Here is a 16,304-nt window from a genome sequence, read left to right as displayed (position 1 = left end):
ATATTCTGATCGCAAAGGTAATATAAAATTATCTGTCGGGTCTCCGGTCCGGTAGACCATGCCGATGCTCTTTTCGGCGGAAAGAGTTTTACCTGAACAAGATGAATGTATATGCGGTTTATACTGGTCGTTTTTTCTTAGTTTTGTAATATAGAACGCTAATTTAAGCTTTATGTCACAAAAAGTAGCCCTGATTACCGGTGTCACTGGTCAGGATGGTGCCTATCTTGCCGAATTCCTTTTGCGCAAAGGGTATATTGTTCACGGGATCAAACGACGCAGTTCCTTATTCAATACCAACAGGATTGATCATCTTTATCAGGATCCGCATATTGAAAACCGCAATTTTATTCTCCATTACGGAGATATGACCGATTCATCCAATCTCATAAGGATAATTCAGGAGGTTCAGCCCGATGAGATCTATAACCTTGCAGCCATGTCGCACGTCAAGGTGAGTTTCGACTCTCCCGAATATACCGCAAATGCTGATGGTATCGGAACATTAAGGATACTTGAAGCGGTAAGGTTGCTGAACCTTGCCGGGAAGACAAGGATATACCAGGCGTCTACCAGCGAGTTGTATGGTTTGGTGCAACAGATCCCGCAGTCTGAAAAAACCCCTTTCTATCCCCGGAGCCCTTATGCAGTCGCTAAGATGTATGCATACTGGATTACGGTGAATTATCGGGAGGCCTACGGGCTTTTTGCTGCAAACGGAATATTGTTTAATCATGAATCGCCTGTTCGCGGAGAAACCTTTGTAACCAGGAAGATTACAATGGCCGTTTCACGCATTGCTTTGGGTATGCAGGATAAATTGTTTCTGGGAAATCTTTCGGCAAAACGGGATTGGGGACACGCAAAGGATTATGTCAGGGCAATGTACCTCATCCTTCAGCAGGAAAAACCTGAAGATTTTGTTATAGCCACCGGGATTACAACAGAGGTCAGGGAATTTGTCAGACTGGCCTTTGGTGAGGTAGGTATTTCCATAGAATTTAAAGGATCAGGAGTGGATGAAAAGGCGTATGTTACCGGTTGCAGTAATCCGGAATATCAGTTGTCGTCAGGTAAAGAGGTGCTTGCTGTGGATCCTATGTATTTCAGGCCGACTGAAGTCGACCTGTTGCTGGGAGATCCGACAAAAGCCAGGGAGAAGCTGGGCTGGATTCCGGAATATGACCTGAAAGGATTGGTTAAAGATATGATGGAAGGAGATATCAAACTGATGAAAAAAGATCGGTACCTGAGAGATGGCGGGTATGATATCTTAAGCTATTTTGAATAAACCTGAAAGAAAGCGATAAACAATGGCCATAATGAATAAGGACAGCAGGATTTACATCGCCGGGCACCGGGGTTTGGTAGGCAGCGCCATCATGAATAATCTTCAGCGAAAAGGATATGTCAATTTAATCACCAGAACTTTTGAGGAATTAGACCTGACAGACCAGTCAAAAGTTACTGCGTTTTTTGAGTATGAAAAACCTGAATTTGTTTTTCTGGCCGCCGCCAAAGTCGGAGGTATTATGGCCAATAATAAATACAGGGCGCAGTTTATTTATGAAAACCTTCAGATTCAGAATAATATAATTCATCAGGCATATCTCAACGGCGTGAAGAAATTGTTGTTTCTGGGCAGCAGTTGTGTCTATCCCAAAAATGCGCCTCAGCCTATGTCGGAAGATTGCCTGCTTACCGGTGAACTGGAGTATACCAATGAACCCTATGCCATCGCCAAGATTGCAGGTATGAAGATGTGCGAATCGTATAATCTGCAGTATGGAACTGATTTTATTTCAGTCATGCCGACCAATCTGTATGGTTATAACGATAATTTCAACCTCGAAACTTCGCACGTTCTTCCCGCACTGCTCAGAAAAATTCATCTGGGAAAATGTCTTGAAAAAGGCGACCTCCGGGAAATCAGAAATGATCTGATCCGGAACCAAGCAGAAGGGATCACTATTGATACAGAAGATCATGAGCTGTTGAATTACCTGGGCCGGTTTGGAATTGCTGAAATCATTAAGGACAATGACCGCCACGTCAGACTCTCGCTGTGGGGCACAGGACAGCCATTGCGGGAGTTTCTCTGGGTAGAAGATATGGCTGATGCCTGTGTATTTGTGATGGAAAACCATAGTTTTTCCGATCTCAGGAATAGCTCCGGAGGCAATGATAAAACAGAGATAAGGAACACCCACATTAACATCGGTAGCGGGAAAGAAGTATCCATCAAAGATCTGGCCTTTTTGATTAAGGAGGTTGTGGGGTTTAAAGGTGAAATCGTATTTGATACAAGCAAGCCTGACGGAACTCCGCGGAAATTGCTGGATGTTTCAAAACTTAGCACATTAGGGTGGCAGGCTAGAACGTCATTAAAAGAAGGGATAGCCGCAGTTTATCGTCATTACATTTCCGGGTAAAAAAAAATGGGCCGGCCCCGCGCCAGCCCATACCCGATTATTTCAGGTAATTTTATTGAATAATCAGTTTGTCCTTCGTGCGGTATTGACCGTTGGTTATTTGTATTATATAGAATCCCTTGCTAAGATGGCTGAGATCCAGCGGATAGTTCAGCGTACTGTTTGGTTTCGTCTCAAATTTTACAATTCCGGAAATATCTGTTATTGAAATTGTTGCATCCGGGGAAGGCTCAGATTCAAATGCGAGGGTGAATCTTCCATCGGCTGATGGATTGGGATATGCCTTGAAATCCAGGCGTTTGAGCGGGTTGTTGTCATCTGAGACTGTCGTCTTTTCAACATCAGGTCTGGCAATGGCAATCTTCACGTAGAAGAGCGATGACATCGGGGGTGAACCATTGTCAGAAACCTTTACTGACAAATTGTGCTGACCTGTGTTGCTGGCTCTGAAGGCGTTAGAGTTACTGATAAATATCTCTCCGGTATAGGGGTGAATGCTGAAGATATTATCGAAATTGCCTTCCATAAACTCATAGGTCAGTATTTGGCCCTGATCAGGATCATAAGATTCTACAACACCGATCACCGTCCCTTCAGGTGAATAATAGTCGGCGAAAAAGCTGAAATTATAGGTTTCCGGAGGATCATTTCCATCTATAACATATATGGTAATGATTTCTTCCGTTGCATGATTATCGCTGTCAGTTACCCTCACCATAAGATAAAAGACTGGGTTTTCCTCGAAATTAATGGCAGTGCTGTTCCTTATATACAATTGGCCATTGACAGGATGCAACCGGAATGCATTACCGGTATTCCCGGAAACAATCTCAAATTGCAGATTGCTGCCTGATTCAGGATCAAAAGCTTCAACCACGCCAACAAACTGACCGTTTGGCAGATTTTCATCAATAAAGAAACTTTGAGGATAAACTACAGGAGGTTCGTTGATATCAGTCAGGCTGATGGTCACCACAGCCTCTGCAGACATTGCCGGAATTCCATTATCTGTTACTACTACAACAAGTTGGAAAATAGGTGTTGTCTCATAATTAAGCATTCCGGAATTCAGAACTGTGATAGATCCTTCCGGAGATACCGAGAATGCTTCACCGGTATTCCCATCTGCTATGCTAAAAGTTAATTCCTGGTCAGCGTCAGGATCGAAAGCTGCTATCTGACCCACTTCCATTCCGCCAGTTGCGTTCTCATTTATTGAGAATACCTGGTCCTGGATAACCGGATTGTTGTTCATTGCATCCAATACAATTGTTATAACTGCACCTGATGCTTCCTGCGGGCTGCCATTGTCACTGACCGTAACATTCAGATATACAAATTCCTCTAAAATTATCCCCAGCGTATTTGTACTTGTAATATACAGCTCACCGCTCAGGGGATCAATGCTGAAGATATTATCAGGATTTCCGTCTGTAATTGAGAAAGTAAGCGTTTGGTTAAAATCAGGATCAGAAGCCACCACTGTTCCGATAAGGGTGCCTGCAGGCGCTGTTCTGGAAACGCCGAAACTCTGATCTGCAATAACGGGAGCTTCGTTCACATCGTTCAGGAGGATAACCACCGTTTCCTCGCCGTATAAAGCAGGAGATCCGTTGTCGGTTGACCTCACCAGCAGGTTGTACTGGCTGCAGTATTCGAAGCAGATATTTCCGGCCACGGTAATTTCACCTGTAAGGGCGTCAATGGCAAAGGCGTTGTTGGTATTTCCGCCCTGAATGGTATAAGTGAGCGATTGTCCTAAGTCGGGGTCAGTAGCCATCACAGTTCCTACCTGGGTTAAGGCAGGCACATGCTCATCAACCTGGAATGCCTGGCCCTGGGCGATTACCGGGGTTTCGTTCACATCATTCAGAAGAATAACAACAGTTTCCTCATCTGACAAAGCGGGAGAACCGTTGTCGGTGGCCCTCACCAGCAGGTTGTACTGGCTGCAGTATTCGAAGCAGATATTTCCGGCCACGGTAATTTCACCTGTAAGAGCGTCGATGGCAAAGGCGTTGTTGGTATTTCCGCCCTGTATGGTGAACGTGAGAGACTGTCCTGAATCGGGGTCAGTAGCCATCACAGTTCCGACCTGGGTTAAGGCCGGCACATGCTCATCAACCTGGAATGACTGGTCCGGGTCGATCACCGGGGTCTCGTTGATATCGTTGAGCTCAACGGTAATCATTGCCGAAGCCGACAGGGCAGGGGAGCCGTTGTCAGTTACCTGAACGGTGAGATTGAATACAGGATATGTCTCAAAATCCATCAGACCAGCATTGGCAACAGAGAGTAATCCGTTTTCAGAGATCTGGAATGCATTATCAGTATTACCGCCGATAATGCTGAAAGAGAGAACCTGGTTCAGATCGGGGTCTGTGGCGGTCACCTGGCCGACAATAGAGCCTGACACTGCATTTTCGTCAATGGCAAAGAGTTGATTATCGATGGAAGGAGGCAGGTTGCTGTCGGTAACCATGATGGTGGCAATTGCAGATGCTGAGAGCGCGGGATTTCCGTTGTCTTCGGTCAGGATGTTCAGGGTGAACATTTCAATGGCCGAAGCCATCAGTGCACTGCTGTTGCTGACGGATAACTCACCGCTCAGGGGATCAATGCTGAAGATATTGTCAGGATTTCCGTCTGTAATTGAGAANTGATTATCGATGGAAGGAGGCAGGTTGCTGTCGGTAACCATGATGGTGGCAATTGCAGATGCTGAGAGCGCGGGATTTCCGTTGTCTTCGGTCAGGATGTTCAGGGTGAACATTTCAATGGCCGAAGCCATCAGTGCACTGCTGTTGCTGACGGATAACTCACCGCTCAGGGGATCAATGCTGAAGATATTGTCAGGATTTCCGTCTGTAATTGAGAAAGTAAGCGTTTGGTTAAAATCAGGATCAGAAGCCACCACCGTTCCGATAAGGGTGCCTGCAGGCGCTGTTCTGGAAACGCCGAAACTCTGATCTGCAATAACGGGAGCTTCGTTCACATCGTTCAGGAGAATAACCACCGTTTCCTCGCCGTATAAAGCGGGAGAACCGTTGTCGGTAGCCCTCACCAGCAGGTTGTACTGGCTGCAGTATTCGAAGCAGATATTTCCGGCCACGGTAATTTCACCTGTAAGAGCGTCGATGGCAAAGGCGTTGTTGGTATTTCCACCTTGTATGGTAAAGGTGAGCGATTGTCCTGAGTCGGGGTCGGCGGCTGATACCGTTCCGACCTGGGTCAAGGCGGGCACATGCTCATCAACCTGGAATGCCTGGCCCTGGGCGATTACCGGGGTTTCGTTCACATCATTCAAGAGAATAACCACCGTTTCCTCGCCATATAAAGCGGGAGAACCGTTGTCGGTAGCCCTCACCAGCAGGTTGTACTGGCTGCAGTATTCGAAGCAGATATTTCCGGCCACGGTAATTTCACCTGTAAGGGCGTCGATGGCAAAGGCGTTGTTGGTATTTCCGTCCTGTATGGTGAACGTAAGTGACTGTCCTGAATCGGGGTCAGCAGCCATCACTGTTCCTACCTGGGTTAAGGCCGGCACATGCTCATCAACCTGGAATGACTGGCCCTGGGCGATTACCGGGGCCTCGTTTACATCGTTCAAAAGGATAACCACGGTTTCCTCGTCGTATAAAGCGTTAGAACCGTTGTCGGTGGCCCTCACCAGCAGGTTGTACTGGCTGCAGTATTCGAAGCAGATATTTCCGGCCACGGTNTCAACGGTAATCATTGCCGAAGCCGACAGGGCAGGGGAGCCGTTGTCAGTTACCTGAACGTTGAGATTGAATACAGGATATGTCTCAAAATCCATCAGACCAGCATTGGCAACAGAGAGTAATCCGTTTTCAGAGATCTGGAATGCATTATCAGTATTACCGCCGATAATGCTGAAAGAGAGAACCTGGTTCAGATCGGGGTCTGTGGCGGTCACCTGGCCGACAATAGAGCCTGACACTGCATTTTCGTCAATGGCAAAGAGTTGATTATCGATGGAAGGAGGCAGGTTGCTGTCGGTAACCATGATGGTGGCAATTGCAGATGCTGAGAGCGCGGGATTTCCGTTGTCTTCGGTCAGGATGTTCAGGGTGAACATTTCAATGGCCGAAGCCATCAGTGCACTGCTGTTGCTGACGGATAACTCACCGCTCAGGGGATCAATGCTGAAGATATTGTCAGGATTTCCGTCTGTAATTGAGAAAGTAAGCGTTTGGTTAAAATCAGGATCAGAAGCTACCACTGTTCCGATAAGGGTACCTGCAGGTGCTGTTCTGGAAACGCCGAAACTCTGATCTGCAATAACGGGGGCTTCGTTCACATCGTTCAGGAGGATAACCACCGTTTCCTCGCCATATAAAGCGGGAGAACCGTTGTCGGTGGCCCTCACCAGCAGGTTGTACTGGCTGCAGTATTCGAAGCAGATATTTCCGGCCACGGTGATTTCACCTGTAAGGGCGTCGATGGCAAAGGCGTTGTTGGTATTTCCGCCCTGTATGGTGAACGTAAGTGACTGTCCTGAATCGGGGTCAGTAGCCATCACAGTTCCTACCTGGGTTAAGGCCGGCACATGCTCATCAACCTGGAATGACTGGCCCTGGGCGATTACCGGGGTCTCGTTGATATCGTTGAGTTCAACGGTAATCATTGCCGAAGCCGACAGGGCAGGGGAGCCGTTGTCAGTTACCTGAACGTTGAGATTGAATACAGGATATGTCTCAAAATCCATCAGACCAGCATTGGCAACAGAGAGCAATCCGTTTTCAGAGATCTGGAATGCATTATCAGTATTACCGCCGATAATGCCGAAAGAGAGAACCTGGTTCAGATCGGGGTCTGTGGCGGTCACCTGGCCGACAATAGAGCCTGACACTGCATTTTCGTCAATGGCAAAGAGTTGATTATCGATGGAAGGCGGCAGGTTGCTGTCGGTAACCATGATGGTGGCAATTGCAGATGCTGAGAGCGCGGGATTNGACTGTCCTGAATCGGGGTCAGTAGCCATCACAGTTCCTACCTGGGTTAAGGCCGGCACATGCTCATCAACCTGGAATGACTGGCCCTGGGCGATTACCGGGGCCTCGTTTACATCGTTCAGAAGGATAACCACGGTTTCCTCGTCGTATAAAGCGTTAGAACCGTTGTCGGTGGCCCTCACCAGCAGGTTGTACTGGCTGCAGTATTCGAAGCAGATATTTCCGGCCACGGTAATTTCACCTGTAAGGGCGTCGATGGCAAAGGCGTTGTTGGTATTTCCGCCCTGTATGGTGAACGTGAGAGACTGTCCTGAATCGGGGTCAGTAGCCATCACAGTTCCTACCTGGGTTAAGGCCGGCACATGCTCATCAACCTGGAATGACTGGCCCTGGGCGATTACCGGGACCTCGTTGATATCGTTGAGTTCAACGGTAATCATTGCCGAAGCCGACAGGGCAGGGGAGCCGTTGTCAGTTACCTGAACGTTGAGATTGAATACAGGATATGTCTCAAAATCCATCAGACCAGCATTGGCAACAGAGAGCAATCCGTTTTCAGAGATCTGGAATGCATTATCAGTATTACCGCCGATAATGCTGAAAGAGAGAACCTGGTTCAGATCGGGGTCTGTGGCGGTCACCTGGCCGACAATAGAGCCTGACACTGCATTTTCGTCAATGGCAAAGAGTTGATTATCGATGGAAGGAGGCAGGTTGCTGTCGGTAACCATGATGGTGGCAATTGCAGATGCTGTGAGCGCGGGATTCCCGTTGTCTTCGGTCAGGATGTTCAGGGTGAACATTTCAATGGCCGAAGCCATCAGTGCACTGCTGTTGCTGACGGATAACTCACCGCTGAGGGGATCAATGCTGAAGATATTGTCAGGATTTCCGTCTGTAATTGAGAATGTAAGCGTTTGGTTAAAATCAGGATCAGAAGCTACCACCGTTCCGATAAGGGTGCCTGCAGGCGCTGTTCTGGAAACGCCGAAACTCTGATCTGCAATAACGGGAGCTTCGTTCACATCGTTCAGGAGAATAACCACCGTTTCCTCGCCATATAAAGCGGGAGAACCGTTGTCGGTGGCCCTCACCAGCAGGTTGTACTGGCTGCAGTATTCGAAGCAGATATTTCCGGCCACGGTGATTTCACCTGTAAGGGCGTCGATGGCAAAGGCGTTGTTGGTATTTCCGCCCTGTATGGTGAACGTGAGAGACTGTCCTGAATCGGGGTCAGCAGCCATCACTGTTCCTACCTGGGTTAAGGCCGGCACATGCTCATCAACCTGGAATGCCTGGCCCTGGGCGATTACCGGGGTCTCGTTGATATCGTTGAGCTCAACGGTAATCATTGCCGAAGCCGACAGGGCAGGGGAGCCGTTGTCAGTTACCTGAACGTTGAGATTGAATACAGGATATGTCTCAAAATCCATCAGACCAGCATTGGCAACAGAGAGTAATCCGTTTTCAGAGATCTGGAATGCATTATCAGTATTACCGCCGATAATGCTGAAAGAGAGAACCTGGTTCAGATCGGGGTCTGTGGCGGTCACCTGGCCGACAATAGAGCCTGACACTGCATTTTCGTCAATGGCAAAGAGTTGATTATCGATGGAAGGAGGCAGGTTGCTGTCGGTAACCATGATGGTGGCAATTGCAGATGCTGAGAGCGCGGGATTTCCGTTGTCTTCGGTCAGGATGTTCAGGGTGAACATTTCAATGGCCGAAGCCATCAGTGCACTGCTGTTGCTGACGGATAACTCACCGCTCAGGGGATCAATGCTGAAGATATTGTCAGGATTTCCGCCCTGTATGGTGAACGTGAGAGACTGTCCTGAATCGGGGTCAGTAGCCATCACAGTTCCTACCTGGGTTAAGGCCGGCACATGCTCATCAACCTGGAATGACTGGCCCTGGGCGATTACCGGGGCCTCGTTGATATCGTTGAGTTCAACGGTAATCATTGCCGAAGCCGACAGGGCAGGGGAGCCGTTGTCAGTTACCTGAACGTTGAGATTGAATACAGGATATGTCTCAAAATCCATCAGACCAGCATTGGCAACAGAGAGCAATCCGTTTTCAGAGATCTGGAATGCATTATCAGTATTACCGCCGATAATGCCGAAAGAGAGAACCTGGTTCAGATCGGGGTCTGTGGCGGTCACCTGGCCGACAATAGAGCCTGACACTGCATTTTCGTCAATGGCAAAGAGTTGATTATCGATGGAAGGCGGCAGGTTGCTGTCGGTAACCATGATGGTGGCAATTGCAGATGCTGAGAGCACGGGATTCCCGTTGTCTTCGGTCAGGATATTCAGGGTGAACATTTCGATGGCCGAAGCCATCAGTGCACTGCTGTTGCTGACGGATAACTCACCGCTCAGGGGGTCAATGCTGAAGATATTGTCAGGATTTCCGTCTGTAATTGAGAATGTAAGCGTTTGGCTAAAATCAGGATCAGAAGCTACCACTGTTCCGATAAGGGTGCCTGCAGGCGCTGTTCTGGAAACGCCGAAACTCTGATCTGCAATAACGGGAGCTTCGTTCACATCGTTCAGGAGGATAACCACCGTTTCCTCGCCGTATAAAGCAGGAGATCCGTTGTCGGTTGACCTCACCAGCAGGTTGTACTGGCTGCAGTATTCGAAGCAGATATTTCCGGCCACGGTAATTTCACCTGTAAGGGCGTCGATGGTAAAGGCGTTGTTGGTATTTCCACCCTGTATGGTGAACGTGAGAGACTGTCCTGAATCGGGGTCAGTAGCCATCACAGTTCCTACCTGGGTTAAGGCCGGCACATGCTCATCAACCTGGAATGACTGGCCCTGGGCGATTACCGGGGTCTCGTTGATATCGTTGAGTTCAACGGTAATCATTGCCGAAGCCGACAGGGCAGGGGAGCCGTTGTCAGTTACCTGAACGTTGAGATTGAATACAGGATATGTCTCAAAATCCATCAGACCAGCATTGGCAACAGAGAGCAATCCGTTTTCAGAGATCTGGAATGCATTATCAGTATTACCGCCGATAATGCCGAAAGAGAGAACCTGGTTCAGATCGGGGTCTGTGGCGGTCACCTGGCCGACAATAGAGCCTGACACTGCATTTTCGTCAATGGCAAAGAGTTGATTATCGATGGAAGGCGGCAGGTTGCTGTCGGTAACCATGATGGTGGCAATTGCAGATGCTGAGAGCGCGGGATTCCCGTTGTCTTCGGTCAGGATGTTCAGGGTGAACATTTCGATGGCCGAAGCTATCAGTGCACTGCTGTTGCTGACGGATAACTCACCGCTCAGGGGGTCAATGCTGAAGATATTGTCAGGATTTCCGTCTGTAATTGAGAATGTAAGCGTTTGGTTAAAATCAGGATCAGAAGCTACCACTGTTCCGATAAGGGTGCCTGAAGGTGCGGTTCTGGAAACCTCGAACTCATGATTGTTCATCACAGGGGACTCGTTTACATCCGTCAGGTTGATAATTGCCATCGCAGTGATGTAAAGCGCGGGTGCTCCGTTATCCTGAGCCATGATGGTCAGGCTGAAAACCGGGTTTACTTCAAAATCAATTGCTGCCGGGTTATTTACTGTAATTACTCCGGTTGAAGGATGGATGGTAAAAGCGCCACCGGTATTTCCGGCTGTGATGCTGTATGTCATGGACTGGCCCTGGTCGGGATCTGAAGCACTCATGGTGCCGGCAGCGGTTCCGGCGGGAACGTTTTCATTGATGCTGAATACCTGGTCGCCCATTGCCGGGGACTCGTTTATATCCGTCAGGTTGATAATTGCCATCGCAGTGACGTAAAGCGCGGGTGCTCCGTTATCCTGAGCCATGATGGTCAGGCTAAAGACCGGGTTAACTTCAAAATCAATTGCTGCCGGGTTATTTACTGTAATTACTCCGGTTGAAGGATGGATGGCAAAAGCGCCACCGGTATTTCCGGCTGTGATGCTGTATGTCATGGACTGGCCCTGGTCGGGATCTGAAGCACTCATGGTGCCGGCAGCGGTTCCGGCGGGAACGTTTTCATTGATGCTGAAGGTATGATTGCTCATCACCGGTGATTCGTTCACATCCGTCAGGTTAATGGTGGCAACCGCAGTGGCAGAAAGTGCAGGGGCTCCATTGTCCTGTACCATGATGGTCAGGCTAAAGACCGGGTTAACTTCAAAATCAATTGCTGCCGGGTTATTTACTGTAATTACTCCGGTTGAAGGATGGATGGCAAAAGCGCCTCCGGTGTTTCCGGCTGTAATGCTGTATGTCAGGGACTGGCCCTGGTCGGGATCTGAAGCACTCATGGTGCCTGCAACGGTTCCGGCGGGAACGTTTTCATTGATGCTGAACACCTGGTCGCCCATTGCCGGGGACTCGTTTACATCCGTCAGGTTGATGGTTGCCATTGCATTGACGGAAAGTGCGGGTGCTCCGTTATCCTGAGCCATGATGGTCAGGCTGAAAACCGGGTTAACTTCAAAATCAATTGCTGCCGGGTTATTTACTGTAATTTCTCCGGTTGAAGGATGGATGGCAAATGCGCCAACGGTGTTTCCGGCAGTGATGCTGTATGTCAGGGTTTGTCCCTGATCGGGGTCCGCAGCACTCATGGTGCCTGCAACGGTTCCGGCGGTAACGTTTTCATTGATGCTGAATACCTGGTCGTCCATTGCCGGGGACTCGTTTACATCCGTCAGGTTGATGATTGCCATCGCAGTGACGGAAAGCGCGGGTGCTCCGTTATCCTGAGCCATGATGGTCAGGCTGAAAACCGGGTTAACTTCAAAATCAATTGCTGCCGGGTTATTTACTGTAATTACTCCGGTTGAAGGATGGATGGCAAATGCGCCAACAGTGTTTCCGGCAGTGATGCTGTATGTCAGGGTTTGTCCCTGATCGGGGTCCGCAGCACTCATGGTGCCTGCAACGGTTCCGGCGGGAACGTTTTCATTGATGCTGAATACCTGGTCGTCTATTGCCGGGGACTCGTTTACATCCGTCAGGTTAATGGTGGCAACCGCAGTGGCAGAAAGTGCAGGGGCTCCATTGTCCTGTACCCTGATGGTCAGGCTGAAAACCGGGTTAACTTCAAAATCAATTGCTGCCGGGTTATTTACTGTAATTACTCCGGTTGAAGGATGGATGGCAAATGCGCCACCGGTGTTTCCGGCAGTGATGCTGTATGTCAGGGACTGGCCCTGGTCGGGATCTGAAGCACTCATGGTGCCTGCAACGGTTCCGGCGGGAACGTTCTCATTGATGCTGAACACCTGTTCGCCCATTGCCGGGGACTCGTTCACATCCGTCAGGTTAATGGTGGCAACCGCAGTGGCAGAAAGTGCAGGGGCTCCATTGTCCTGTACCATGATGGTCAGGCTGAAAACCGGGTTAACTTCAAAATCAATTGCTGCCGGGTTATTTACTGTAATTACTCCGGTTGAAGGATGGATGGCAAAAGCGCCACCGGTGTTTCCGGCAGTGATGCTGTATGTCAGGGTTTGTTCCTGATCGGGGTCCGCAGCACTCATGGTGCCTGCAACGGTTCCGGCGGAAGCGTTCTCATTGATGCTGAAGGTCTGATTGCTCATCACCGGTGATTCGTTTACATCCGTCAGGTTAATGGTGGCAACCGCAGTGGCAGAAAGTGCAGGGGCTCCATTGTCCTGTACCCAGATGGTCAGGCTGAAAACCGGATTAACTTCAAAGTTAACTGCTGACTGGTTGCTTACCGTTATAGTTCCGGTTGAAGGGCTGATGGCAAATGCGCCACCGGTGTTTCCGGCAGTGATGCTGTAAGTAAGGGTTTGTCCCTGATCGGGGTCCGCAGCACTCATGATGCCTGCAACGGTTCCGGCGGAAGCGTTCTCATTGATGCTGAAGGTCTGATTGCTCATCACCGGGGCTGAGTTTCCCGCATCATATTCAACTATAGCGCTACCGGTGATTGTATTTCCGTTTGATCCGGTAACGGTAACAAAATAGCTTCCTGCGCTGAGGCCATTGATGTCTTCGGTTGAAGCTATAGGATCAAAACCTATCACATCTATTTCCGTGATACTGGCCCAGGCATTCATCGAGTTGCCATTTACGGTTATCCGTACGAATCGTCCGCTTGTATTTTCAAAATCGTAGGGTTCCGGATTTGGCAGGTATGCTGTATTGCTTTCTCCGGTATAAACATTTGTGTAGTTTATACCATCGGAAGAAACCGAGATATCAAAATAATTTATTCTTACAACATTATACCATGCAATATTGACACTGCAGATTGTTTTTATGCCTCCAAGATCAAGTTCTATCCATGATCCGATGCCGTTGTTTGACCATCTGGTATTCAAGTTATTGTCTATGACATTTTGTGGGATATTCCCATCATCGCCAATTGCATAAACCGAAGAAATTGCCAATTCTGCACAATTGGCAGGTTGTGAGTTGGTCCAAACGTAAGAAAACGGACTAAATCCTCCATTCACTGTCAGGTCAATCGCTCCGTTATTCCCGGGAGGGGTTTCGTTGGTAACTGCAAAGCTGAGCGAAAGTGGGGGTTCCTGGATCAGATTAACGGTGACAATGGCGTTGCTTGAAAGATTTCCGGGGCCGTTATCCTGAACCTTTACAGTAAGATTAAATACCGGATTTGTATTGAATACCAGTGCCTGAGAGTTATTGACCATCAATTCGCCTGATATTCCATTGATCGTGAATGCTGAAGATGTATTACCTGAAATAATTGAATAGGTTAGCGTCTGACCCGGATTGTTGTCCGTTGCCAGTACCGTTCCGACCAGGGTTCCGTTTTGTGAAAGCTCATTCAGGGAAAAGCTCTGATTATTGATAACCGGCGGATAATTAACCTCAGTAAGGTTAACGGTAATCTGAGCTGTTGAATTGAGGTTGCCTGCGCCATTGTCCTGTACCCTTACCATCAGACTGAAAGTCGGGTTTGTCAGAAAATTCAGCGCAACGGAATTATTGACAATAAGGGCGCCGCTTGAAGCATTGATTGAAAATGCATTTGATGTATTGCCGCTAACGATTGAATAGTTAAGAGCTTGTCCGTTATCAGGGTCGGTTGCGATAACATTACCAACCAGCGTTCCATTGACTGATTGTTCAGGAATCGAGAAAGTCTGGTTATTGATAACCGGGGATTCATTGACATCAGTTAAGTTTACGGTTACCACTGCCTGGCTGCTTAAGGGGCCTGAGCCGTTGTCAGTAACCTGAACATTCAGGTTAAATGATGGGGTAACTTCAAAATTTAGTGCTGTAGAATTATTTACTGATAATACTCCGGTTGCACTGTTGATGGTAAAGGCATTGCTTGTATTCCCCGAAGTTATTGAGAAAGTAAGGGTTTGTCCGGCATCAGGATCAGTAGCGATTATTGTCCCGGCAGTGGTTCCGTTGGGTGAATTTTCATTCAATGAGAAGGTCTGATTGCTGATCTGTGGAGCCTGGTTTGAACCCGTTCCTGACTGGTATTCGTAAACTCCGATATCAGGAACTCCGTTTTGAGGGATTGCTGTTCCTTCAATGTCCAATCCGATATTGACATTAGTGCCCGCATTGATACAGGGAGAGTTACTTTGCAGGTGGAAGTCGTAACCTGCCGGATTAACAAAAAGCGGATTACCTGTAACCGGATTTGAACCTGTTCCGGGTGTCCCGGCTGTTGCAGATGTGCCGTAACAGTTGTTCATAATGGTCCATGATCCGCCCCCGTAGTTGTATATGGCAACACCATTGTCTGTGCCCCTCAGGTGGATATTGTTTCTTGAATCAACATTGGTTTTATCAACCCAAATATGGTAATTGGAAACACGGTAAAAAACATTGTTATAGACTTTGGTATTCGTCGCCGGCCCCACAGAGGGATATGTATACCCAATGCCGATTCCGCTGGAACAGTTGTAGAAGATGTTATTATGAATAAGATTATTGCTGGTATATGCTCCTGCAATTCTTAGGCCCAGGGTATTTCCCTGAAAAGTATTGTACCTGGTTATGATCCCGTTTCCGCGTTCAATGTGCACAGCTGCAGCCACATTTGAGCCATTGATAAATGTGCAATATTCAATAATCCCTGTTGCATTATCTGAGGCTCCCGGCGGGCTGTTGAGAATGAGATTGAATTTGTTGCCTGCTCCATTTGTACGGTCAATGGTGGTATGATGAATGTGGAAACCATTGTAATTGCCATCAAGCTGAATGCCATCACCCGATGAATAGGTCTGGTTGGAATTGGAGAAGTACCTGCGGTTAATGTCATATACATTGCAATATCCGATTTCAACATCAGGAGTATATCTGAGGTACATTCCATCCAGGGCGACATTGTGAATTACAGTATTAAGGACAGATAACCCGTTGCTGTAGAAGCTGTAAACGCCGAATCCGGCATTGTTTGTGTTGTGGGCATTATAAGCCAGGCAGTTGTTAATCGTGTTGTTCTGGGTATAGTTTGATGAGGTTCCAATAATGCCGAAAAGAGCAAAGGCATTGGTATTTCCATTGACTTCAAAGTCCTGAACGGTGCAATAGGAAGAGCCTTCAATTCTGAAAGCATAACCACTGCCGGTATAAGAGAAAACGGGCATGTTGCCCGAGCCGTATGCCCCGATTGTGATGTTGTTTTTTGCACTGATGAAAATTTGTGTTGAGGAAGTGTACGTTGTGCCTCTTTTTTGTAAATAGGTATTACCATTCACCAGGGAAAAACTTGTCCAGGAGCTGTAAGGGTTTGTAATGGTGCCATTCTTTGGAGAGCCCGTGAAGGTTGGGTCAATGTATATAGTCGATTGTGCAAAACTGAAAAATACTGAGATAATCAGTAAAAAAGTTATAAAAAGTGAGCGTCTCCGGCAATCTGATTGCGCTGGAGTCCAGGTAATTAATT

General features: G+C 48.0%; 3 protein-coding genes. 2 read left to right on the top strand and 1 reads right to left on the bottom strand.

Annotation, left to right across the window (positions count from 1 at the left end):
- The first annotated feature begins 172 nt into the window (after positions 1 to 172).
- Together gmd and TBC1_RS16220 are read left to right on the top strand one after the other, a co-directional pair.
- Positions 173 to 1,291 (top strand): GDP-mannose 4,6-dehydratase, encoded by a 1,119-nt coding sequence (gene gmd / locus TBC1_RS16225; protein ID WP_062045118.1) that lies wholly within the window; start codon positions 173 to 175, stop codon positions 1,289 to 1,291.
- Between the two features lie 31 nt (positions 1,292 to 1,322).
- On the top strand, positions 1,323 to 2,432 hold the full coding sequence (locus TBC1_RS16220; RefSeq protein ID WP_062045663.1) for a GDP-L-fucose synthase family protein: 1,110 nt from the start codon (positions 1,323 to 1,325) through the stop codon (positions 2,430 to 2,432).
- 52 nt (positions 2,433 to 2,484) lie between these two features.
- On the opposite strand, the gene TBC1_RS17865 is transcribed toward TBC1_RS16220, so the two are convergent.
- Positions 2,485 to 15,726 (bottom strand): cadherin domain-containing protein, encoded by a 13,242-nt coding sequence (locus TBC1_RS17865; protein WP_449405313.1) that lies wholly within the window; start codon positions 15,724 to 15,726, stop codon positions 2,485 to 2,487.
- Between the last annotated feature and the right edge of the window lie 578 nt (positions 15,727 to 16,304).

The sequence above is a fragment of the Lentimicrobium saccharophilum genome (assembly GCF_001192835.1).
Taxonomy (GTDB): domain Bacteria; phylum Bacteroidota; class Bacteroidia; order Bacteroidales; family Lentimicrobiaceae; genus Lentimicrobium; species Lentimicrobium saccharophilum.
This window is presented reverse-complemented; position numbering and strand designations above follow the sequence as displayed.